Source organism: Nonomuraea sp. H19 (genome assembly GCF_052068215.1).
Lineage (GTDB): Bacteria > Actinomycetota > Actinomycetes > Streptosporangiales > Streptosporangiaceae > Nonomuraea.
Window position 1 is genome coordinate 17,323 of record NZ_JBQHCV010000034.1, and the last position, 18,618, is coordinate 35,940.

Annotated in this window: 20 protein-coding genes and 2 pseudogenes; 14 read left to right on the forward strand and 8 right to left on the reverse strand. The window is 69.1% G+C overall.

Annotated features, from left to right (window positions below; genetic code table 11):
- Positions 1–296 precede the first annotated feature (296 nt).
- On the forward strand, positions 297–800 hold the full coding sequence (locus tag ACTMTI_RS47865) for a nitroreductase family deazaflavin-dependent oxidoreductase (RefSeq protein ID WP_441127537.1): 504 nt from the start codon (positions 297–299) through the stop codon (positions 798–800).
- Between the two features lie 313 nt (positions 801–1,113).
- Here ACTMTI_RS47865 and ACTMTI_RS47870 read toward each other — a convergent pair whose 3' ends face one another.
- Entirely contained in the window at positions 1,114–1,479 is a 366-nt protein-coding gene (locus ACTMTI_RS47870) for a YybH family protein (RefSeq protein ID WP_441127538.1), read from the reverse strand.
- Between the two features lie 99 nt (positions 1,480–1,578).
- Between ACTMTI_RS47870 and ACTMTI_RS47875 the strand changes: the two genes are divergently transcribed.
- The 4 genes from ACTMTI_RS47875 to ACTMTI_RS47890 all read left to right on the forward strand — a co-directional run bounded on the left by ACTMTI_RS47875 (position 1,579) and on the right by ACTMTI_RS47890 (position 3,526).
- Positions 1,579–2,475, forward strand: coding sequence for a LysR family transcriptional regulator (locus tag ACTMTI_RS47875; RefSeq protein ID WP_441127539.1), 897 nt, complete (start codon positions 1,579–1,581; stop codon positions 2,473–2,475).
- 375 nt (positions 2,476–2,850) lie between these two features.
- The gene (locus ACTMTI_RS47880; protein ID WP_441127540.1) at positions 2,851–3,087 is read left to right on the forward strand and encodes a DUF6289 family protein; all 237 of its coding nucleotides are present in this window, start codon (positions 2,851–2,853) and stop codon (positions 3,085–3,087) included.
- Between the two features lie 8 nt (positions 3,088–3,095).
- Positions 3,096–3,293, forward strand: a complete 198-nt coding sequence (locus tag ACTMTI_RS47885; RefSeq protein WP_441127625.1) for a DUF6289 family protein — start codon at positions 3,096–3,098, stop codon at positions 3,291–3,293.
- Positions 3,290–3,526, forward strand: a complete 237-nt coding sequence (locus ACTMTI_RS47890; RefSeq protein WP_441127541.1) for a DUF6289 family protein — start codon at positions 3,290–3,292, stop codon at positions 3,524–3,526. Before ACTMTI_RS47885 ends, ACTMTI_RS47890 begins: the two co-directional genes overlap by 4 nt.
- Positions 3,527–3,703: 177 nt before the next feature.
- Here the strand turns inward: ACTMTI_RS47890 and ACTMTI_RS47895 are convergent, their stop codons facing one another.
- Entirely contained in the window at positions 3,704–4,318 is a 615-nt protein-coding gene (locus ACTMTI_RS47895; protein ID WP_441127542.1) for a histidine phosphatase family protein, read from the reverse strand.
- 119 nt (positions 4,319–4,437) lie between these two features.
- Positions 4,438–5,694 (reverse strand): PEP/pyruvate-binding domain-containing protein, encoded by a 1,257-nt coding sequence (locus tag ACTMTI_RS47900; RefSeq protein ID WP_441127543.1) that lies wholly within the window; start codon positions 5,692–5,694, stop codon positions 4,438–4,440.
- A 59-nt stretch (positions 5,695–5,753) separates the two neighbouring features.
- On the opposite strand from ACTMTI_RS47900, the gene ACTMTI_RS47905 reads away from it, so the two are divergent.
- From ACTMTI_RS47905 to ACTMTI_RS47915, 3 genes and pseudogenes are all read left to right on the forward strand, one after another.
- Positions 5,754–6,149 carry a DNA-binding protein gene (locus ACTMTI_RS47905; RefSeq protein WP_441127544.1) on the forward strand — a complete coding sequence of 132 codons (396 nt, stop codon included), beginning with the start codon at positions 5,754–5,756 and terminating at the stop codon, positions 6,147–6,149.
- Positions 6,146–6,781, forward strand: a complete 636-nt coding sequence (locus ACTMTI_RS47910; protein WP_441127545.1) for a transcriptional regulator — start codon at positions 6,146–6,148, stop codon at positions 6,779–6,781. The genes ACTMTI_RS47905 and ACTMTI_RS47910 overlap by 4 nt, the downstream gene beginning before the upstream one ends.
- Positions 6,782–6,933: 152 nt before the next feature.
- Positions 6,934–7,008: pseudogene (locus tag ACTMTI_RS47915) on the forward strand (zinc ribbon domain-containing protein); the annotation flags it as partial.
- A 39-nt stretch (positions 7,009–7,047) separates the two neighbouring features.
- Here ACTMTI_RS47915 and ACTMTI_RS47920 read toward each other — a convergent pair.
- The 4 genes and pseudogenes from ACTMTI_RS47920 to ACTMTI_RS47935 form a co-directional block, all read right to left on the reverse strand.
- Entirely contained in the window at positions 7,048–8,250 is a 1,203-nt protein-coding gene (locus ACTMTI_RS47920; protein ID WP_441127546.1) for an erythromycin esterase family protein, read from the reverse strand.
- Between the two features lie 138 nt (positions 8,251–8,388).
- A complete protein-coding gene (locus tag ACTMTI_RS47925; RefSeq protein WP_441127547.1) occupies positions 8,389–8,784 on the reverse strand; it encodes an AzlD domain-containing protein in 396 nt (131 codons plus the stop codon).
- 314 nt (positions 8,785–9,098) lie between these two features.
- Positions 9,099–10,524 (reverse strand): annotated as a pseudogene (rox, locus tag ACTMTI_RS47930) (rifampin monooxygenase).
- 819 nt (positions 10,525–11,343) lie between these two features.
- On the reverse strand, positions 11,344–12,621 hold the full coding sequence (locus ACTMTI_RS47935; protein WP_441127548.1) for a serine aminopeptidase domain-containing protein: 1,278 nt from the start codon (positions 12,619–12,621) through the stop codon (positions 11,344–11,346).
- Between the two features lie 65 nt (positions 12,622–12,686).
- On the opposite strand from ACTMTI_RS47935, the gene ACTMTI_RS47940 reads away from it, so the two are divergent.
- Positions 12,687–13,232 (forward strand): helix-turn-helix domain-containing protein, encoded by a 546-nt coding sequence (locus tag ACTMTI_RS47940; RefSeq protein ID WP_441127549.1) that lies wholly within the window; start codon positions 12,687–12,689, stop codon positions 13,230–13,232.
- Positions 13,233–13,297: 65 nt separating this feature from the next.
- On the opposite strand, the gene ACTMTI_RS47945 is transcribed toward ACTMTI_RS47940, so the two are convergent.
- On the reverse strand, positions 13,298–13,708 hold the full coding sequence (locus tag ACTMTI_RS47945; protein WP_441127550.1) for a hypothetical protein: 411 nt from the start codon (positions 13,706–13,708) through the stop codon (positions 13,298–13,300).
- 393 nt (positions 13,709–14,101) lie between these two features.
- Between ACTMTI_RS47945 and eno the strand changes: the two genes are divergently transcribed.
- The 5 genes from eno (at position 14,102) to ACTMTI_RS47970 (ending at position 18,566) form a co-directional block, all read left to right on the forward strand.
- The gene (gene eno / locus ACTMTI_RS47950; protein ID WP_441127551.1) at positions 14,102–15,406 is read left to right on the forward strand and encodes a phosphopyruvate hydratase; all 1,305 of its coding nucleotides are present in this window, start codon (positions 14,102–14,104) and stop codon (positions 15,404–15,406) included.
- Between the two features lie 140 nt (positions 15,407–15,546).
- Positions 15,547–15,912: a YybH family protein gene (locus tag ACTMTI_RS47955; protein ID WP_441127552.1), complete on the forward strand. Its 366-nt coding sequence runs from the start codon at positions 15,547–15,549 to the stop codon at positions 15,910–15,912.
- A 211-nt stretch (positions 15,913–16,123) separates the two neighbouring features.
- The gene (locus ACTMTI_RS47960) at positions 16,124–17,098 is read left to right on the forward strand and encodes a permease (RefSeq protein WP_441127553.1); all 975 of its coding nucleotides are present in this window, start codon (positions 16,124–16,126) and stop codon (positions 17,096–17,098) included.
- Positions 17,095–17,760, forward strand: coding sequence for a TIGR03943 family putative permease subunit (locus tag ACTMTI_RS47965; RefSeq protein ID WP_441127554.1), 666 nt, complete (start codon positions 17,095–17,097; stop codon positions 17,758–17,760). The genes ACTMTI_RS47960 and ACTMTI_RS47965 overlap by 4 nt, the downstream gene beginning before the upstream one ends.
- Positions 17,757–18,566: a TIGR03943 family putative permease subunit gene (locus tag ACTMTI_RS47970; RefSeq protein WP_441127555.1), complete on the forward strand. Its 810-nt coding sequence runs from the start codon at positions 17,757–17,759 to the stop codon at positions 18,564–18,566. The genes ACTMTI_RS47965 and ACTMTI_RS47970 overlap by 4 nt, the downstream gene beginning before the upstream one ends.
- Positions 18,567–18,618 lie beyond the last annotated feature (52 nt).

Genomic DNA, 18,618 nt, shown 5'->3' on the forward strand with positions numbered 1-18,618 from the left:
TCGGCGATGCGGTCGACGGTGGTGCCTGTGAGTCCCCGTTCGGAGACGCGCTCGGCGGCCGAGGCGGCGATGCGGGCGGCGGTGGCTCGCCTCTTGCGGTTGTGGGGGCCCTCCGGTTCACTATGAGACATAGTCTCACTTTCTGGACTTTGTCGCATCTGAACGTAAAGCGGCCTCCGGGCCCGCGCTTGCCTCACCGGTTGGAGCCGACCGGGCCCGCGTCCGTCCACGGCTTTCGCGCTGACGTCAAACGGGCGCCTGCCGTTGTGTCGTGTGCCCACAGAACGGGAGATGAGATGACCGACGCCGAACCCACCACCCCGGGCTTCAACCGGCCACAGGGCCTGGACTCCAGGCTGGTGCCAAAGATCATCAAAGTGGTGTCGCGGCTCAATGTCGCCGTCTACCGCGCCACAGGCGGCCGGATCGGTGGCACGTGGCGCATCGGCAGCGCTTTTCCGCGCGGTGTGCCCATGTGCCTGCTCACCACGAAGGGACGCAAGAGCGGGCTACCGCGGACACTTCCGCTGCTCCATCTGATCGACGGTGACCGGGTGATCCTGGCCGCCTCACAGGGCGGGCTGCCGAACAATCCGCTCTGGTACCTCAATCTGCAGGCCGCCCCGGAGGTCACCGTGCAGATCAGACGTGACGTCAGGAGGATGCGGGCCCGCACCGCCGACCCGGCCGAACGGGCCGAATTGTGGCCCCGGCTGGTGGCGATGTACGCCGACTTCGATCGGTATCAGGCATGGACCGAACGGGAGATTCCAGTCGTCATCTGCGAGCCGATCCGATGATCCTGCCGCAGAAGCTCCGGCGGTTTCAACGCCGCCTTGCCGACCGAGATCGTCGGTCCGGAGCGGCTGGTGGTTTCCGTGGACATCTTCTCTGTCAAGTCCCGCATGTTGAACTCTGCAGACCTGTCGCCGCGACGCGCTCACGCCCCGGCGACACCGGCCCGCACGGCTGACAGCACACAAAGACCCCCGCCTTGCGGGCGCCTTTGTGCTTTCCCGGCTGACTCAGACGCATGACCGTCCTCGTCTGCTGAGCGTGTACTGGCCTCCATACGGTGGCCAGGCCGGGATCTGTGAGCGTGGTCGGCGATGATCAGGGCGCCTGGGTGACGGGGACGAATTCGGGCTGGTCGAGCAGGCGTAGCCAGCTGCCGTCGGGCTGGCGGCGGACGACCTGGGCGCGGGCGCCGGCGCCGTCCTTGGGCGGGGTCGACGTGAGGGCGATGTCGCCGCTGATCAGCGTCGGCAGCGGGTCTTCGTGCTCGAAGTGGGGGCGGTTGGCCAGCACCTTCTCCCACAGCGCACGGATCGCTTCCCGGCCCGTCGTCTGGCTGCCCGGCGGGTAGGCCATCACCGCGTCCTCTTCGTAGAGCGCGGCGACTCCTGCCGCGTCGCCGGCGTTGGACCGCTCGACGAACAGGCGGGTGAGGTCTTCGGGGCGCATGGCCTTCTCGTACATGAGTTCCTTCTGTGGCTGGTTCTGAGGTCTCTTCCAGGGTGGTGCCAGCCAGTTCAGAAGTCCAACAGCTTGTTCTGATCGGAACTAGAATCTGTAGTTATGGAATTGCGGCAGCTGGAATACTTCGTCGCGGTCGCCGAGGAGCGGAACTTCACCCGGGCGGCCGATCGGGTGCACATCAGCCAGTCAGGCGTCAGCGCCCAGATCCGCCAGCTGGAACGTGAGCTCGGCACCGAGTTGTTCGACCGGTCGGCGCGGACCGCCACCCTCACCGTCGCGGGAAAGGCCGCGCTCGAACATGCCCGCGCCACACTCGCCGCCGCTGCGGCGGTCGGCCAGGCGGTGGGCGAGGTCACCGACCTGATCCGGGGCCGGCTCACCGTCGGCATGGTCATCGGCTGCACCATCACGCCGCTGTTCGACGCCCTCGCCGCGTTCCACAGGGCGCATCCCGGGGTGGAGATCTCGCTGCTGGAGGGCAACTCCGACTGGCTCGTGGAAGGCGTCCGCGCCGGCACGATCGACCTGGCCCTCATCGGGACGGCGACCGCCGCCCCGGACGGGCTGGACGCGATGACGATCATCAGTGAGCGGCTCGTCGCGGCGGTACCGGCCGGACACCCCCTGGCGGACCTGCGGCGGGTCACGCTGCGCGAGTTGGACGCCTACCCGATCGTGTGCATGCCACCCGGGACCGGCCTGCGCACGGTGTTCGACCAGGCCTGCGCGGCGCACGGCCGCCGGCCGGTGATCGCGCTCCAGGCCAGCGCCGCGGACGCCATCGCCGACCTGGCCAGCCGCGGGCTCGGCGTCGCCATCCTCAGCGAGTCGATGGCCGCGCATTACCGCGACCGGCTCACCGCCCGCGTCATCGACGACGTCGAGGCGCCCGCCAGGCTGGCGTTGACCTGGAAGAGCACGCATGGTCCAGCAGTACGTGAATTCCTGGTCCACGGCCGGCGAGCGTTCGCGATATCAGATCCTGTCGCCCACTGATGGCAGCCCTCCGTGTCACCGATTCCCATTTGTCGTGGGCGGGGGCCGACTTCGAATACCCGGACAAGAAGCTCATCGGGCTCGGGTCCGAAAATCAATATTTAGCGTTCCGGAATATCGGGGACGTGAGGGAGTCGCTTGGCTGAGGTCGAGCCGTAGCGCTGCGGGTGGCCGGCGGGATTCACGGTGGACGGTCCGGCGTAGCGGATATGTCGCGACAAATGCAATAAACGTGATCGTTGTTCTACGGGGCGTGGTGGAACATGAGTCCCTCTTGCGTTTTCTGCCTACAGGACGGATCATTTCGATCAGCGGTTGGGCCGCCCATGAAGTCGCGGGACCTTTGTGTTGTTTCGTGCCCAGGAAGGACCATTGATGATCCGTCGCGCGCTCGTCGCCGCCGCCCTGGCCGCCACCGCCCTCGTCGTCCTGCCATCCGGCCCGGCGCATGCCAGGCCCTGCAGGATCGACCACTACTGCACCACCACGTACTACTCCGACTCCGCCCGCACCAACGCCGTCGGCGGCAAGCAGGAGGACTGCGACGGAACCACCCGTACCTGGGGCGTACGCGGTCCCTACCAGACCTTCTCCGAGCGTTCCTGCTTCTGACCGAGCATCTGTCTCCGGCGGGGCTTCTTCACCGCGTCACCACGTACTACTCCGACAGCACCGGCACCCAGGTGGCCGGCGGCCGCTTCGAGGGTTGCGACGGCTCCTGCCACGACTGGGGCGTGCGCACCGTACACAAGGACTGGTCCGAAACCCCTGTAGCTGATTCCCACCATTCCCCCGCGATCTGGAAGGACGATTCATGATCCGTCGCGTACTGGCCGTCGCGGCCTTGGCCACCGCCGCTCTCGCGGCCGTACCGGCCGGCGCACAGGCCGCCCCTGCCTGCAGGGCCGGCTACATGTGCAACACCCAGTACTTCTCCGACTCCGCGCGCACCAAGTTGGTCGGGGTCAAGACAGAACACTGCAATGGTGAGGTCGTGACCTGGGGCAGGGTCACCGGCTACATCAATTGGTCCGCGAGCCCCTGCACCTGACGGAAGGCATCCGGCAGGGCACGCAGTGGCGGCCCTGCCGCATCCGGTTGCACGCCTGACCATCGTTATCTCGGGGTTGTCAAGCGATCTCGGCCTGTACAGCGTCAGCACTACCGCCGAAATCCGGTCCCATCCCCCTCAGCGGCCGGGGAGCGCGTACGAACAGCAGGAGCCACCTCACGGCCTCATGCCTTTGGGGAACCCGGTCCAGCGCAGGTCGGGCGGGAGGTGGCTCATGTCGTTGAACATCACGATCGTGGGCGGCAGGCCGTTGCGGTACTCGATGACCGTCAGTGCGGTGTTGGCGCTGTTCAGTCCGAGCCACCGGGATGGCGGCGCATCCAGTGCGTGCCGCACCAGCCACGCGATCTGGTAGGCGTGCGTCACCAGGACCTCGTGTGTGTCGGGCTGGGTCCCGTTCGTGGTCGTGCCGGGGACCTTCGCGAACCGGGCGATCAGGGCCTCGGCGAGCTTCTGGCCCGAGGCTGCCTCGGTGTCGTCGTAGCCGTCGAAGAAGCCGGCCCATGACGCGGGTGTTTCGGCCGCATGGGGAACGTAGGGCACGTGGTCGACGAGTTCGGCGGCCTCAGTCACGGGCACGTTCGGTAGATGCCGGGCGAGTTCGTGCGCGCTCGCGACGGCGCGTGGTAGCGGAGAGTGCCACACGGCGTCGACCGGTACGCCGGCGAGCCGTTCGCCCAGCAGGCCCGCCTGCCGGCGCCCGATGTCGGTGAGCTCCCCAAACGCGTTGGCCGCGCCGTGGCGTGCCAGGTAGAGGTGTCGCGTTGTCATGAGTAGTCAGGGCGCGGTGTCCGTGCGGACCCGTCCCCATCTCCTTCCGATTCGTAGGTGGGGGTTCGGCCGCGTGCGGCTTCTGGCAATGACTCCCGGCCTGGGACGGAAGTGATCAATCACGCGTTTGCCGCCGTGACGGTGCCGGTGGTGCCGTCGATGGTGATGATGGTGTCGTCGTGGAGCCTGCTCGTCGCGTTCGGGATGCCGAGGACGGCGGGGATGGCGTGCTCGCGAGCGACGATCGCGGCGTGGGAGAGCACGCCTCCGGTTTCGGTGACGACGCCGGCGGCGATGCGCAGCAGCGGCGTCCAAGCGGGGTCGGTGAAGGGGCAGACGAGGATGTCGCCCGGGTGCACGCGCGCGAAGTCGCGGGGACCGCGGACGATCCTCGCGGTGCCGGTCACGGTCCCGTGGCTGCCTGGTGTTCCGGTGAGTGTGGCGGCTTGGGCATCCGAGGCGCCGGAAGGCGATGGTGGTGGTGGTGGTGGTGGGGGTGCGGCGGTGACCGGCCGTGCTTGCAGAACCCAGATGCGGCCGCCGACGATCGCCCACTCGATGTCCTGCGGTCCACCGAGTACGGCAGCGATCTCCTTGCCCAGCTCGGCCAGCTGTGTGGCGGTCGCGTCGTCGATCGTCGGCTGGTTCCGGGTACGGGTGGGCACGTCGCGAATGACGAGCTGCGTGCCGCGCCGGTCAAGGCGGATCCGTTTGTCTGCGACGGTGCGTGTGACCGACCCGTCCTCGGCGACGCGGTAGGCGTCAGGGGTGACCGTGCCCCCGACGATGCTGGGGCCGAGGCCCCAGGACGCCTCGATCTGGGTCGCGTCGTCCGGGTCCGCGGGTGTGAACATGACCCCGGATACCTCGGCATCCAGATGGCGTTGGACGATGACGGCCATCGCAAGATCATCGGACGGCTGGTGGTCGCGGCCGGAGGCACCCCGGTAGCCGATGGCACGGGGAGAGAAAAGCGAGGCCCAGCAGGCACGTACGGCATCGGCGACCTCGCTGACTCCGTGCACAGCGAGAAAGCTCTCGTGCTGACCGGCCGCCGATGCCTGACCGGTGTCTTCATTTGCCGCCGATGATCTTACCGCCACGGGCGGATCGCCGAGCTCGTCGAGTGCGCGTCCCAGCGCATCGATCACGGTGGCGTGGACCGGGCGGGACTCGATCGCCTGTCGCGTTGCGTCAAGATCGTCCGACTCGCCGGCGAACGGCCCGAGGTCCAGGTCGCGGACAGCGGCGAGGTAAACGGCGAACGAGACGACGAAGCCGTCGGGAACCGGCAGACCCGCGCGGAGCAACGCGCCGAGTGCGCCGGCCTTGCCCCCGCAGGTATCGGCGGCAGCCTCCATGAGGGGTACGATCATCCACCCTACCTTTCAACATATAGTTGACAACAATTTGTTGATTGTGCATCATGAGAGCCATGCCACGCAAGCAGGACATCGCTCACGGCGTGCACGCTGACCACGTCGAGGCTCGCCGTGAGCAGGACGCTCGTGAGCGTCTGATGAGCGTGGGCGCAGATGCGCTCGACGCCCGCCCGTGGCGGCCCTCGCCCGCCCCGCCGTCGGCGGTCGACCTCGCGCAGTTCGCCGTCTGGCGCAGCGCCGACCTGGACCCGGAGGACATCCTGAGCGCGCTCGCCCTGCTGCCCGCCGCACGCGCCGAGGTCGAAGGACTCGAATCCGCCCTGCTGTTCATAGCCCGGAGCGCAGGACTGACCTGGGCACAGATGGCGCAGGCGATGGGATTCAACTCCCCGCAGGCGTGCCAGCAGCACTACACCCGCCTGACAGCACGACAGGACGCCGACTCGTGACGCCAGACTCTCCGCCCGCCCTCCTGGTCCTGCACGCCGTGCGCATCACCGGGTTCGCGGACACCCCGGTGATCGCTCATCGGTACGGCCTCAACGCGGCCGAGACGAAAGAGGTGCTGGTCGACGCCGAGGCACGTGGCTGGGTTGAGCACACCGCCTTCGCCGGCGCCGGAGGTTGGTCGTTGACCGAGCAGGGCCGGGCCGAGAACGAGCGCCAGCTCGCGGCCGAGCTCGCAGGCGTCGGCGGTGCCGACCAGGTCCGTGACGTCTACCGCGAGTTCCTCCCGCTGAACGCCCTCCTGCTACGAGCCTGCACCGACTGGCAACTCCGGCCCACGGCAGGCGATCGGCTCGCCGTCAACGACCACTCCGATCCCGCCTGGGACGCCAGAGTCCTCCACGAGCTCGCCGGGATCGACCGCGCACTCACGCCACTCGCAGACCGGCTCGGCAGCGTCCTCACCCGCTTCCGCGGATACGACACACGATTCACCACAGCCCTGGCGCGCGCCCGAGCCGGGGAGGGCACCTGGGTCGACCGCACCGACGTCGACTCCTGCCATCGTGTCTGGTTCGAGCTCCACGAAGACCTCATCGCCACGCTGGGCCTCGACCGGCACGCGGAACCCTGACCCCCACGCTCCGCATCAGCAAGTACGTGGTACGCGAAGCCGAACGCACCGGCCAAGGGATCGCCCTGGAAGAGTTGCAGGGCATCCGCGGCCGGGTAAGGGCTCACCGGCTCCAGCGGCGCACCCTGCACAACTGAGCCTTCGCCCAGCAGATCGCGTTCACCCGCTACAAGGCCGCGCGCGCCGGGGTCGCCTTCGTCCTGGTCGACCCGGCCTACACCTCGCAGGCCTGTCCGGACCGGCTTCAGCCGGTGGTAGTTGACGCCTTAGCTCCGCGGGACGTCCTTGACGAACACGATCCCGTCGTTCTCGGCCAGGTGGGCCGGGTCCAGCGGGAAGTAGCCGTAGTAGGGGGACACGCGGGGGGCGGGACGCGTGTCGCCGAGGGCGGCGGCCATCCGGCGGGCGTCGACGACGTAGCGGTCCTCCGGGAGCGCGTACAGGAGCCCTTCGACGGTGTCCGGGGGCGGGGCGTCCACTCCCTGGTGCCGGATCGTGCCGAGGGCCGTGGCCAGGAAGGCGTACCCCTCCCCCAGGTGGGCGCTGACGATCGCGCCGGCGCTCCACCACTCCAGCGGCAGGTTGCCCAGCCGCATCGTGCTCTTGTCCCGCTGGAGATGGCGGTTGTGGGCGTGGGCCAGCGCCGGGCCCCGCTCGGCGACGGCGAGAAGGTTGGCGGCCATCATCGAATCCCGCAGGCCCATCATCCGCGTCACGCGGCCCGGTGAGGTGTCGGCCATCCAGAAGTGGTAGCGCAGCAGGCCGGTGGCGGTGCGCCCGTACAGGCGCGCCCGGTCCCAGTCGTCCCGCGAGGACGCCGCGATCAGGTGCGGCGTCTGCGCGTCGAGCAGCGCCACCAGATCGTCGGCGAGCAGCCGCAGCTGCCTGGCCTCGGCCGACCGCCCCACGGACCGGGACGGGTCCATGACCGCGGCGGGGTCGATCCACCGGTCGTCGGCGCCGAGCAGGCGTTCGAGCGTTTCCACGGTGCAGGGGAGCAGGTCCGCCTCCACCCAAGCCGCGAGGTAGCCGTGGAGTGCGGTGAGGGCCTGCCGGGGGCTCGCGGCGCCGGTCATCTCCAGAGGGCCGTCGAAACCGGCGAAGCGCAGCCGCTCGGACGCGGGCCGGCCGTCGTTGTAGTCGCGCATCCAGCGCACGAGCTCGCGATTGGCCGCCGACGCGCCGAACCCGTGGCTGAAACCGCGCTCCATGACCTCGTCGAGGGTGCCCTTGCCCGCGGTGACGTAGTCGTCCACGACCAGGCCCATCACGCAGTCGCTCTCGATCGCGATCGACCGGTAGCCCTCCTGCTCGACGAGCTGCCGGAAGAGCTCGTTGCGCAGGTCGAGCAGAATGTCCTCGCCGTGGGTGGGCTCGCCCAGGGCGAGCAGCCGCGGCCGGGCCGGGAGCAGCCTCATGACGGCGGCGACCTCGACGGCATGGGCGGTGTCCTTGATGCCAGTAATCACGCCTTCAACGGTATCGTTGAACCCATTGTTGAAACTTTCGCCGTGGTAGCGCCCAATCCATGGGGCGAACCTTCAAAAATGGTGAGCGGCTCAGACCTATTGACCCGGCGCGCGGGCACGGTCCGTCCGCGCAGGCGATCAGGATCTACGAGGAGGCCGGCGTCCTTCCGGGCTCGCGCAACGATTTCTGCCTGGGAAAGCCGCCGCCTTGATCCGGCGCCCGGAGGTACGCCGGTCCCGCTGTCCACCCCGGGCCTGCTGCCCTGCCGGTGGGCGTGGGCAGGTGGCCGGGTCAGTGTGCGAAAAAGCGCTGGCGAGGACCACGGGGACGGTGGCGCCGCCAAGGATGCTCAAAAGGGCGTTGCGGCGCCACAGGTGCAGACCGATGGTGACGGCCAGGGCCGCCAGCGTCGTCGCGCCGGTCCCGGATCGCGTCGAGGGCCACGACGGCGAACAGGGCGGTGAGGGCGAAGTCCAGGCCGGCAACGCTGTCGGGGATGAGCGGGTGCGCGACGGCAGTGAAGCCAACGTCAAGCCGGGTCAACTCGGCGCTTTCGATCTTGAAAGACCGTGCCCGCTTGTCAAACCAGACACCTCACACCAGACACCCCGCCACACACAGACCTTCACCGCATCAGGCCGACACGAACATCAGACTCGCCGGGGCCCTGGTCGAGACCCGGACAGCACGACTGGCTACCGACGCTGGCATGGCCATTTTCCGCCATGCCAGCGGGCAGTGGATGTCCGACGAGAACGCCGACCACTCCCAGTTCCTGGCCGACAGCTCCGCAGATCTGCTCGCCATCTCGCCACGTATATGCGGGATGACCACTGCTCAGGCGAAATCAGTCGGCGGGCTTGCCGAACCAGCGGGAGAGGTGGTCGTCCAGGTCCTGCTGATCGTCGCCGATCCAGGCGACGTGGCCGTCGGGACGTAGCAGGACGCACGGAACATCCAGTACCGCAGTGGGATCCGCGAGGTAATCGACCCGGTCTGACCAGCCGCCGGCGGTCAGGCGTTCGGTGCGGTCCAGCAGCAGACCGCGGCCGCGATGCAGCAGACCGTAGAGGTGGCCCTGTTTCACGTCGATGTCGCGCAGGCGGCGGCCGAGCAGGTCGGGGCCTTCGCCGAAGTCGTAGCGGATGCCGATCGCGGTGATCTTCTCGATCAGATAGCGGTTCACCTCGTCGAAGTCCATCAGTTCGGTGAGCAGCCTGCGCACGGCCTGCGGGCCCGGTTCGGTCGACAGCAGTTCCATCTGGGCGCGGGTGTTGTCCAGCACGTCCTCGGCGACCGGATGACGTTCGGCCTGATAGGTGTCCAGCAGTGTTTCCGGGGCCCAGCCGCGGATCTGTGCGGCCAGTTTCCAACCGAGGTTGAATGCGTCCTGAACGCCCAGGTTGAGGCCCTGTCCACCGATGGGTGGATGAACGTGTGCCGCGTCGCCGGCCAGCAGCACCCGCCCGACCCGATAACGTTCGGCTAGCCGGGTGGCATCCCCGAAGCGGGACAACCAGCGCGGGGAGTGCACGCCGAAATCGGTTCCGGGCGATGGTGCGCAACTGTTGTTTGAAATCCTCGAGGGTGGGCGGTTCCGCGCGGTCGCTGACTCCCGCGGCGGGGACTACGACGCTATAAACTCCTTCGCCGAAGGGCCGGAGCCAGAATGGCTGATGGGTCTCGCGGATTTCGGTCACCTTGGCGGTGATCTCCTCCTGCGGCACGCCCACTTCCATCTCGCCCATCAGCGTCTCGGTCCGTGAGGCCTCGCCGGGGAAGCCGACACCGAGCAGTTTGCGCACCGTACTGCGCCCGCCGTCACAGCCGACGAGGTAGCGCGAACGCAGCTGTTCCCCGTCGGCCAGCTCGACGGTCACACCATCGTCGTCCTGCTCGAAACCGGCCACCGCACAACCGCGCCGGACCTGCGCGCCCAGTGCGATCGCATGTTCTTCGAGCAAATGTTCGATTACCGGCTGCGGGATGCCCAGCAGATAGGCGTACGCGGAATCCAGGCCCTTGGGCGCGGGTTTGGGGATGGCGGCGAAGAAACCGCCGGCCGGACGCTGTCTTCCATGCTGGAGAATGCGCTCCAGCAGTCCGCGCATCGCCATCAGCTCGAGACTGCGAATATGCAGACCGACTATGCGGACGAACGACTTGGGCTCGGTCTCCTTCTCCAGAACGAGTACCCGCACATCGTGCAGCCGCAGTTCGGCGGCCAGCATCGCACCGGTCGGCCCGCACCCGGCAATGATCACATCGAAGATGAGGGGCGCGCGATCGGCGCCGGAGGCCGGCGACCAGAGAACTCCGGGGACGTCGCCCACCGTGGAGTCACGCTCGACCCTGTCGTTCGACGGCGGCTCGGCGGTGACCTGCTGAGAGTGCATAGGTGTTGCCTTTCGGGAGTGCCTTGTTGGCGAGGCGCTCCCGGCGACACCTACCTCAATCGCCCGACCGTGACGGGAAGAGGGAGCACCCACATCGATACAGCGTTCATGGGTCTCACCTCCTCGGGCGGTGTCACGATCAACTGCAAGCTACAAGCCCGAGCATCATCCCGTCCAATCCTTTCCCAGCCACGTGATCACGACTCCAGACGGGCCCGTGCGGTCGCAGGGGGAATCCGGCGTGGCGGCCCGGCTGGTCCCGCTCACGGTCGACGGTCTGATCCTGGCTGCCCCCGAGGCGGACCGGATCTCGGTAGGCGCAGCCCTGATGAGGTTGTCATGGCCACTACGCGAACTGGTCGTAGGCGAGCTTGACGACCAGCGCGATGACTCGCATGCGTACTCCAGGGCCTGACCGCCCGCCTTGCCTCCAGAGATTCGCAAGGCCGTTAGCCAAACAGGCCGGCCTTCCAAGAACATCACTTCTCCGGCTCCATCGACGTTGCCATCGAAGGCGAGCGGGCCCAACTCGGTCTCACCGGCTACGGCCGCTGCGCGCGCGACACCCTCCATGACGGCGAGGGCTGCGATGACGAACCCGGCGCCGGGGTCGAGTCAGGTCCAGCCGAGCGCGGCGCAGGCGAGGGAGCCCGATCTCTGCGTGTCAGCCGGTGAGGCCCTTGACGCCGCGAACCGTCAAACGATATTCGCGTGGTCACGCCTCAGCCACTCGGCGATGTCGGCGACGACGTTCGGGTCCACGTGTTGCGCGGGCTCGTATTCCGCCGGCGTGGACGGCCCCGTGCCGGGAAAGAACAGGTGGTTGTCGGCGTCGTAGACGCGGATCGTGACATCCGGCCGATGAGCGAGACCCGCCTTCCATCCCGGCAGGTCGTCCGTGACGGTCACTTGATAGTCACGGCCGCCCTGGAGGATGAACATCGGCCTGTCCAGGGCCGCCGCGGTCGCGACCGGGTCGTAGTCGCGCAGATCCAGCCAGTACGCCGCCGGCCAGCCGAACAGCAGAGCTTCGGTCGGCGTCGACGGTGACAGGTCAGGACCGGCGACCATCGCAGCCTGCCGCGTGATCGCCTCGACGGCGGCCTCCACCGCCGGGCCGGGATCCAGCGAGGCGAGGTAACGGACGACGCGGACGGCGGCCTGGTGCATCGGCTGCGTATCGCCAGCCATGATCACCAAACCGGCGACGGACGGCTCGGCTGCCGCGACCCGAGGGGCGACCTTGCCGCCCATGCTGTGGCCGAGAACGAAGACGCGGGCGGGGTCCACACCCGGCTGCCGCTGGAGCAGGTGAACGGCGGCCACCGCGTGCGGCACGTATTCGTCGGCCATCGTGAAGCCGGCCGCGTTCGCCACCTGGCCGCTGTGGGCGTAGGTCACCTTGTCGAACCGCAACACCGCAACACCGCGGCCGGCCAGCCCCCAGGCGAGATCCTTGAGTGGTTTGTTGGCTCCGCTGGTGGCGTCGCGGTCGAAGGGGCCTCCCCCGCTGAGCAACACGACGCCTGGTCGCGGGCCGGGCCCATGCGGCAGGCTCATCGTGCCGGGCACAGCGAGAGGTCCGTCACCGATCATGACGTCGTGCTCGTCGAAGGTCCTCGGGTCGGCGTACGGCGGCGGCGCCCAAGGCGCTGCAGCCGCGGCTAACAGCAGGTCGTGCAGCATGCCGTCGTGGTCAACGGCTACCACCACGGTCAATGCCCCGCGCTCGCAGGTCACCGGAACACTCACGCGGACAAGCCCCGCCCCGGCCTGCTCGCTCACCGGCTCTCCGACGGCGGACACCGGTCCCCTTTTACCCATCTCGGCCACCCAGGCCACCTGCAGCACCTCGGCGTTGATCAACGCTCGCAGCGGTGGAGCGAAGAGGTGTTCGATCTCGGCGAATCGTCCCTGCTGCGCCATCTCAACGATCGCGACGGCGATCGCCGCCGGCTCGGTGCCTGTCGTCATCCCGGCCCCTACCTTTCTCGATTTTTGAGAAAGGTAGCATGATATGAGATCGTATGGAGATGAACGTGTTGGAGCTTCTGGGCCATCCGATCCGGCTGCGAGTCGTGCACGCCATGCGCGGAGGGCGGATGCTGACGACGTCCCAGCTATGCGCTCGGATCTCTGACGTCTCGAAGGCCACCGTTTACCGGCACGTCGACCTGCTCGCAGCCGGGGGAATCCTGGAGGTGGCCGACGAGCAGCGAGTGCGCGGCGCGGTGGAGCGCCGATACCGACTGCGCCAGGACCGGGCCACGATCGACGCCGACACGATCGCGTCCCTGACACTCGACGATCATCGGCGCGGGTTCGCCACAGCGATGGCCACCCTGCTCGCCGAATTCAACGCCTACCTCGACCGAGATGGCGCCGACCCGGTGGCAGACCTCGTCGGCTACCGACAGCATGCTGCCTGGCTCAGCCAAGACGAGCTCCTGGAGCTGATCAGCGAACTACGCAGCGCGATAGCGCCAAGACTGACCAATCAAGCCACGCCCGATCGCGCCCAATACCTGCTCAGCCCGATCCTGTTCCCGATCGAGGAAGCGTCCGCCGATCCCGAGGCCGGTTGAGCCGCCACCACACTCACACCGCAGTGCCGGGCAGCACGGCCTGCGGCCATGCCGGCAGGCCGGTTTCACACCTCTACGCGCGCCGCCAGCGCGAACACGAACGCGGTGCCGACCAGCCCGAGCATGGTCCAGGCCTGGAGCCGCAGGCGCCGCTGGTAGCCGGGCAGTTCCTCGGGGAGCGCGAAGAGCCGGGCCGGCCAATGGCGCCACGAGACGTTACCGAAGACCACTCCGGCGGCCAGATAGAGCACGGCGGGTACGGCCAGGCCGAGCGCTAGGCCGCTGAGTGCGAGGAAGCCGATGAGAGGCGCGACCTTCCAGCGGTTACCCTGGGCCAGGAGAAGCAGGAACTCCTCGCGGGCCGACGGGGTCGGAAAGAAGCGAGAGATCTTAGGCTGGACCACGGCGAGGCTGTAGGCCATCGCGCCGAACCAGACGGCTGCGGCGGCAAGGTGCATGATCAGCAAGATCATCACGCCTCTCACCGTATCAGCTCCTACCGGCGTCCCGCGCCACGGTGATCGCGGCCCCGAGCCGGATTCCGCGGAGCGCTGACCACCTACTCGACCTTTCAGTGGCGAGACGCTGCGCCTGGCTCACTTCATGGCCCCGCCCACCGCCATCGCGAGCATGGGCGCGACGCGTGCGGGCCGGTCCCGGCTCGGGCACCTGCCGGATGATTCACGGTCCGTCACGCAGGTCGCCCATGGATTCACGATGCTCCTCCCCCGCGCTCCATCAGGCCGCGAGTGGCGCGGCGTTCTCACGGTCGTCTCATCGAAGCCGTCCGACGATGGCAGTTGAACACTGCCGGACCGGCTGCGACCACGTCGGAGACAACACCGTTCCAAGACCTGCGGGAGGACCACATGAGCAAATTCGCGATCATCAACATGAGCGCGGTGGAGATCCTGGACTCGCGGGGCCGGCCCACGCTGTCGGTTCACCTCACCCTGGCCAACGGCGCGACCGGCTGGGCCGGAGTCCCCTCGGGCGCGTCCACGGGAAGCCGTGAGGCGGTCGAACTGCGCGACGGCGACAGCGGCCGCTACGGCGGGGCGGGCGTCCTGCGTGCGGTGGGCTCCATCAACGGAGAGATCGCCCTCATGCTGGAGCATTGCACATGGATCTCCCTGGCCGAGGTCGACCAGGCGATGATCGAACTGGACGGGACACGCGACAAGTCACGCCTGGGGGCCAACGCGCTCGTCGGTGTATCGATGGCCCTGACCCGCGCGCTGGCGCACTGGGAAGGCGGATCACTCTACGAGTACCTCACCGCCTTCACCCCGCACGACGTCCACCCGCGGCTACCCGTCCCGCATTTCAACGTACTCAACGGCGGCGTCCATGCGGACAATGCCATGGACTTCCAAGAGTTCATGATCGCGCCCCTGGGCGCCGCGTCGATGAGCGAGGCCGTACGCATCGGAGCGGAGGTCTACGCCGCCTTGCACCGCCGTCTGGCCAAAGAGGGCCGTGTGACGTCGCTCGGGGACGAAGGCGGCTTCGCGCCCCAACTCGCCGATCCGGAGGACGCCTTGGCACTGCTCGTCGCGGCGATCGAGGACGCGGGCCACACCCCCGGCCTGCACGGTGTGGCCATCGCCCTCGATCCGGCCGCCTCGCGGTTTCGCGAACCGGACGGCTCCTACCGCGTGGGTGACGCCCGGATGTCGTCATCGGAGCTGATCAAGCGCTACGCGGCCATGACCGAGGAATATCCCATCTGGAGCATCGAGGACGGCCTCGCCGAGGACGACGAAGACGGGTGGCGCCTGCTGACCAAGGAACTCGGCGACCGGGTCCAGTTGGTAGGAGACGACGTGTTCGCGACCAACCCGGCGATCATCAGGTTGGCGATCGAGCACGGAATCGGCAACGCGGCGCTCATCAAACCGAACCAGATCGGCACGGTCACCGAGACCTTGCAGGCCATCTCACTCTGCCAAACCAGAGGGTACGCGCAGATGATCTCGCACCGCTCCGGAGAGACACACGACGACTTCATCGCCGATCTGGCGGTGGCCTCGGGATGTGGCCAGCTCAAGTCGGGAGCACCGGCTCGCGGCGAGCGGATCGCCAAGTACAACCGCCTCCTCGAGATCGCTGCCTACCGCCCCCATCTGCCCTTCGGCCTGCCCGAGGGAGCGCGGCGTACCGGTGGGATCTGATACCGCGACCGGAAAGTGATCGCGACGCCCAGCGCGGGGCCGGTCTGCACGAACGTCTCTTTGGTGCGGGTTTGAGTGTGCGGGACGTTGTTGTCTGGAGGCAATTCTTAAAAACCGGCGCCTTTACAAAGTAGATTTCCATGGGCGGGGACGACAAAACCGCCGCCCGCTTCGTCGCGGCCATGAACTCCGGCGACCCCCACGCCGTAGACCATGTCTACGAGGACGACGCCGTCCTCGTACCGATGCCGGGACATCCCGTCACCGGCCCCGCGCGCCTGGCCGCCAACCAGCACCTGCAGAGCTTCGGGCTGCCGATCGAGGCCCGTCCCCGCCACGTGTACGCCGCCGGGGACATCGCGCTGCTCATCGTCGACTGGTCGATGCGCGGCACAGCCCGCGACGGCAGCCAGGTCGACCTGAGTGGCACGGCCACCGACGTCGTGCGGCGCGGCGCCGACGGCCAGTGGCGCTACGTCATCGACAACCCGCACGGCACCGCCTGACCGCAAGGGCCCCTTAGCGCTCCAGGACGAAAGACCGGCGACGGGCTCAGGCCATGGGCGATCGCCGAGGCGCTCGGCCGGGCGCTGAAGTTGGTCGAGCTCACCCGAGGAGCGGGCTCGCGAACGGTGGCGGCAGGCCGGATACGGCGATATGAAAACGGTTGTCGCCCCGCATGCCATACTGAACCCTCCGAAAACGGCGGGGAGGGCGATGACCACCGCAACAGACCGACCCGGGCGGACCATCGGGCTGCCGTGGGCGTTCCTCGTGCTGGTCGGGCTGCTGGTGGCGGGCAGGTTCCTGCTGGCGCCGCACCTGACGGATCCGGCCCTGCGGACGTGGGCGACGGTGTTCGTGGCGGTGTGCGTACAGGCGATCCCGTTCCTGGTGCTGGGGGTGGCCCTGTCGGCGGCGATCACCGCGTTCGTGCCCGCGTCGTTCTGGACGCGGGCACTCCCCCGGCGGACCTACGCCGCGGTGCCGGTGGCCGGAATGGCCGGGGCCGTGCTGCCAGGATGCGAGTGCGCGTCGGTGCCCGTGGCCTCCGGGCTGATGGCGCGAGGCGTGGCGGCGCCGGCGGCGTTGGCCTTCCTGCTGGCCTCCCCTGCGATCAACCCCGTGGTGCTGGTGGCCACCGCCGTCGCCTTCCCCGGCGACCCGGCCATGGTGGTGGCGCGGTTCGCCGCCTCGCTGGCGGTGGCGGTGCTCGCGGGCTGGATCTGGGCGCGGTTCGGGCGCGCCGCGTGGCTGCCTGCGCCGCGCCGTACCGCCGATCCCGGGCAGGGCAGGTGGGGCGCCTTCCTGGACGCGATGTGCCACGATCTGATGCACGCCGGCGGCTACCTCGTCGTCGGCGCGCTGGCCGCGGCGACGCTGAACGTGACGATCCCGCGCGAGTGGCTGACCGCGGTGGCCGGGGTGCCGGTGGTGTCGGTGCTCGTGCTGGCGTTCCTGGCGGTGCTGCTGTCGATCTGCTCGGAGGCCGACGCCTTCGTGGCGGCGTCGCTGACGGCGTTCTCCCCGACGGCCAAGCTGACGTTCCTGGTGGTCGGGCCCATGGTGGACCTGAAACTGATCGCGTTGCACGCCGGCACCTTCGGCCGCGCCTTCACCTGGCGCTTCGTGCCGCTCACGCTGGCGCTGGCGATCGCCGCCAGCGCCGTGACGGGCTGGGCGCTGCTGTGAGCCGCCAGGCGCAGGGATGGCTGCTGCTGATCGTGGGGGCGACGCTGCTGAGCGTGTCGGCGTTCTCCACGATGTACGTCAACTACGTCAGGCCCGGCTTCCGGCCGATGCTCGTGACGGCGGGCGCGGTGCTGGTGGTCCTCGGTCTGCTGTCGGCCGCCCGCCGCGGGCCCGGCCATGCCCCGCGGGTGGCGTGGCTGCTGGCGGCGCCGGTGTTCGCCATCGTGCTGGTCGCGCCGCCCGCGCTCGGCTCGTACGCGGCCCGCCGCCACGCCGCCGCTCCCCCGCTCGCCACCGCCCACGCCGAACTGCCCGCCGCCGAGGTGACGGAGCTGTCGCTGGGCGAGTTCATCGGCCGCGCCTACGACCCCGCCGGGGAACTGGCCGGCAGGCGGGTCCGGCTGACCGGGTTCGTCGTGGCGTCGAAGACCGGCTGGCACCTCGCCAGGATGCGCATCAACTGCTGCGCCGCCGACGCGCTCGCCCTGGAGGTGGCCGTCGAAGGCGCGCCCGCTCCCCGCGAGGACTCCTGGGTACGGGTCACCGGCACCTGGATCCCGTGGGAAGACGGCATCCCGGCGGAGTACGAGCCGCCCGCCATCGCCGCGATCGACGTCATCGGCGTCCAACCGCCCGCGGAGCCGTACGAGGAGCCCGCGTGAGCCGGTTGTCCCAGGGGCTGCTCCTGCTCCTGCTCGGCGGGGCGCTCCTGAAGATCTCCGCCTTCTCCGCGGACTTCACCAACTACGTCAAGCCGGGCTTCCGGCCGCTGCTGATCGCGGCGGGCGCCGTACTGACCGTGCTGGGCGCGGTGATCCTGGGGCGGGAGCGGCGTCACGGGCGCGGCCCGGCGCCCCGGGAGGCGCTCGCGGGGGCCGGCCTCGAGGAGGAGCTGCACCTGGCCCGGCTCCTCGGCCGCGAGCCGGCCGTCACCCCCCGTCCGGAGCCGCCGCTCCTTACCGAGGCACCCGCCGGGCACCATGGCGGGGCCCGGGTGGCATGGCTGCTCGCCGTGCCGATCGCCGCGATCGTCGTCGTGGCCCCGCCGGCCCTCGGCTCGTACGCCGTTCAGCGAGCCGAGCACGCCCCCGCCCCACCCCCGCCGTCCGTCGTGGACGCCGGCCTGCCACCGCTCAACAGCGGCGGCGTCAACGACCTGAGCATGAGCGAGTTCGGCGGCCGCGTCTGGGCCGACCCCGGCTCGCTGAAGGGCAAGACCGTGCGGCTGACCGGGTTCGTCGTCCCGGCCCCGGACCAGGGCGGCTGGTACGTCGCGCGCCTGCGGATCGGCTGCTGCGCCGCCGACGCCCTGACGATGAAGGTGGCCGTGACGGGCGCGCCCGCCCCGGTGACCGACACCTGGGTACGGGTCACCGGGACGTGGACACCGGCCAAGCGCACGACGGTTCCCGAGCTGGCCGCCACCCGCGTCGAGCCGGTGGCCGCGCCCGCCGAGCCCTACGATTAGCGGCCGCGCCCGGGCTGTGACCTTCGGCACTGACCGCGGGGCGGCAGCCGAC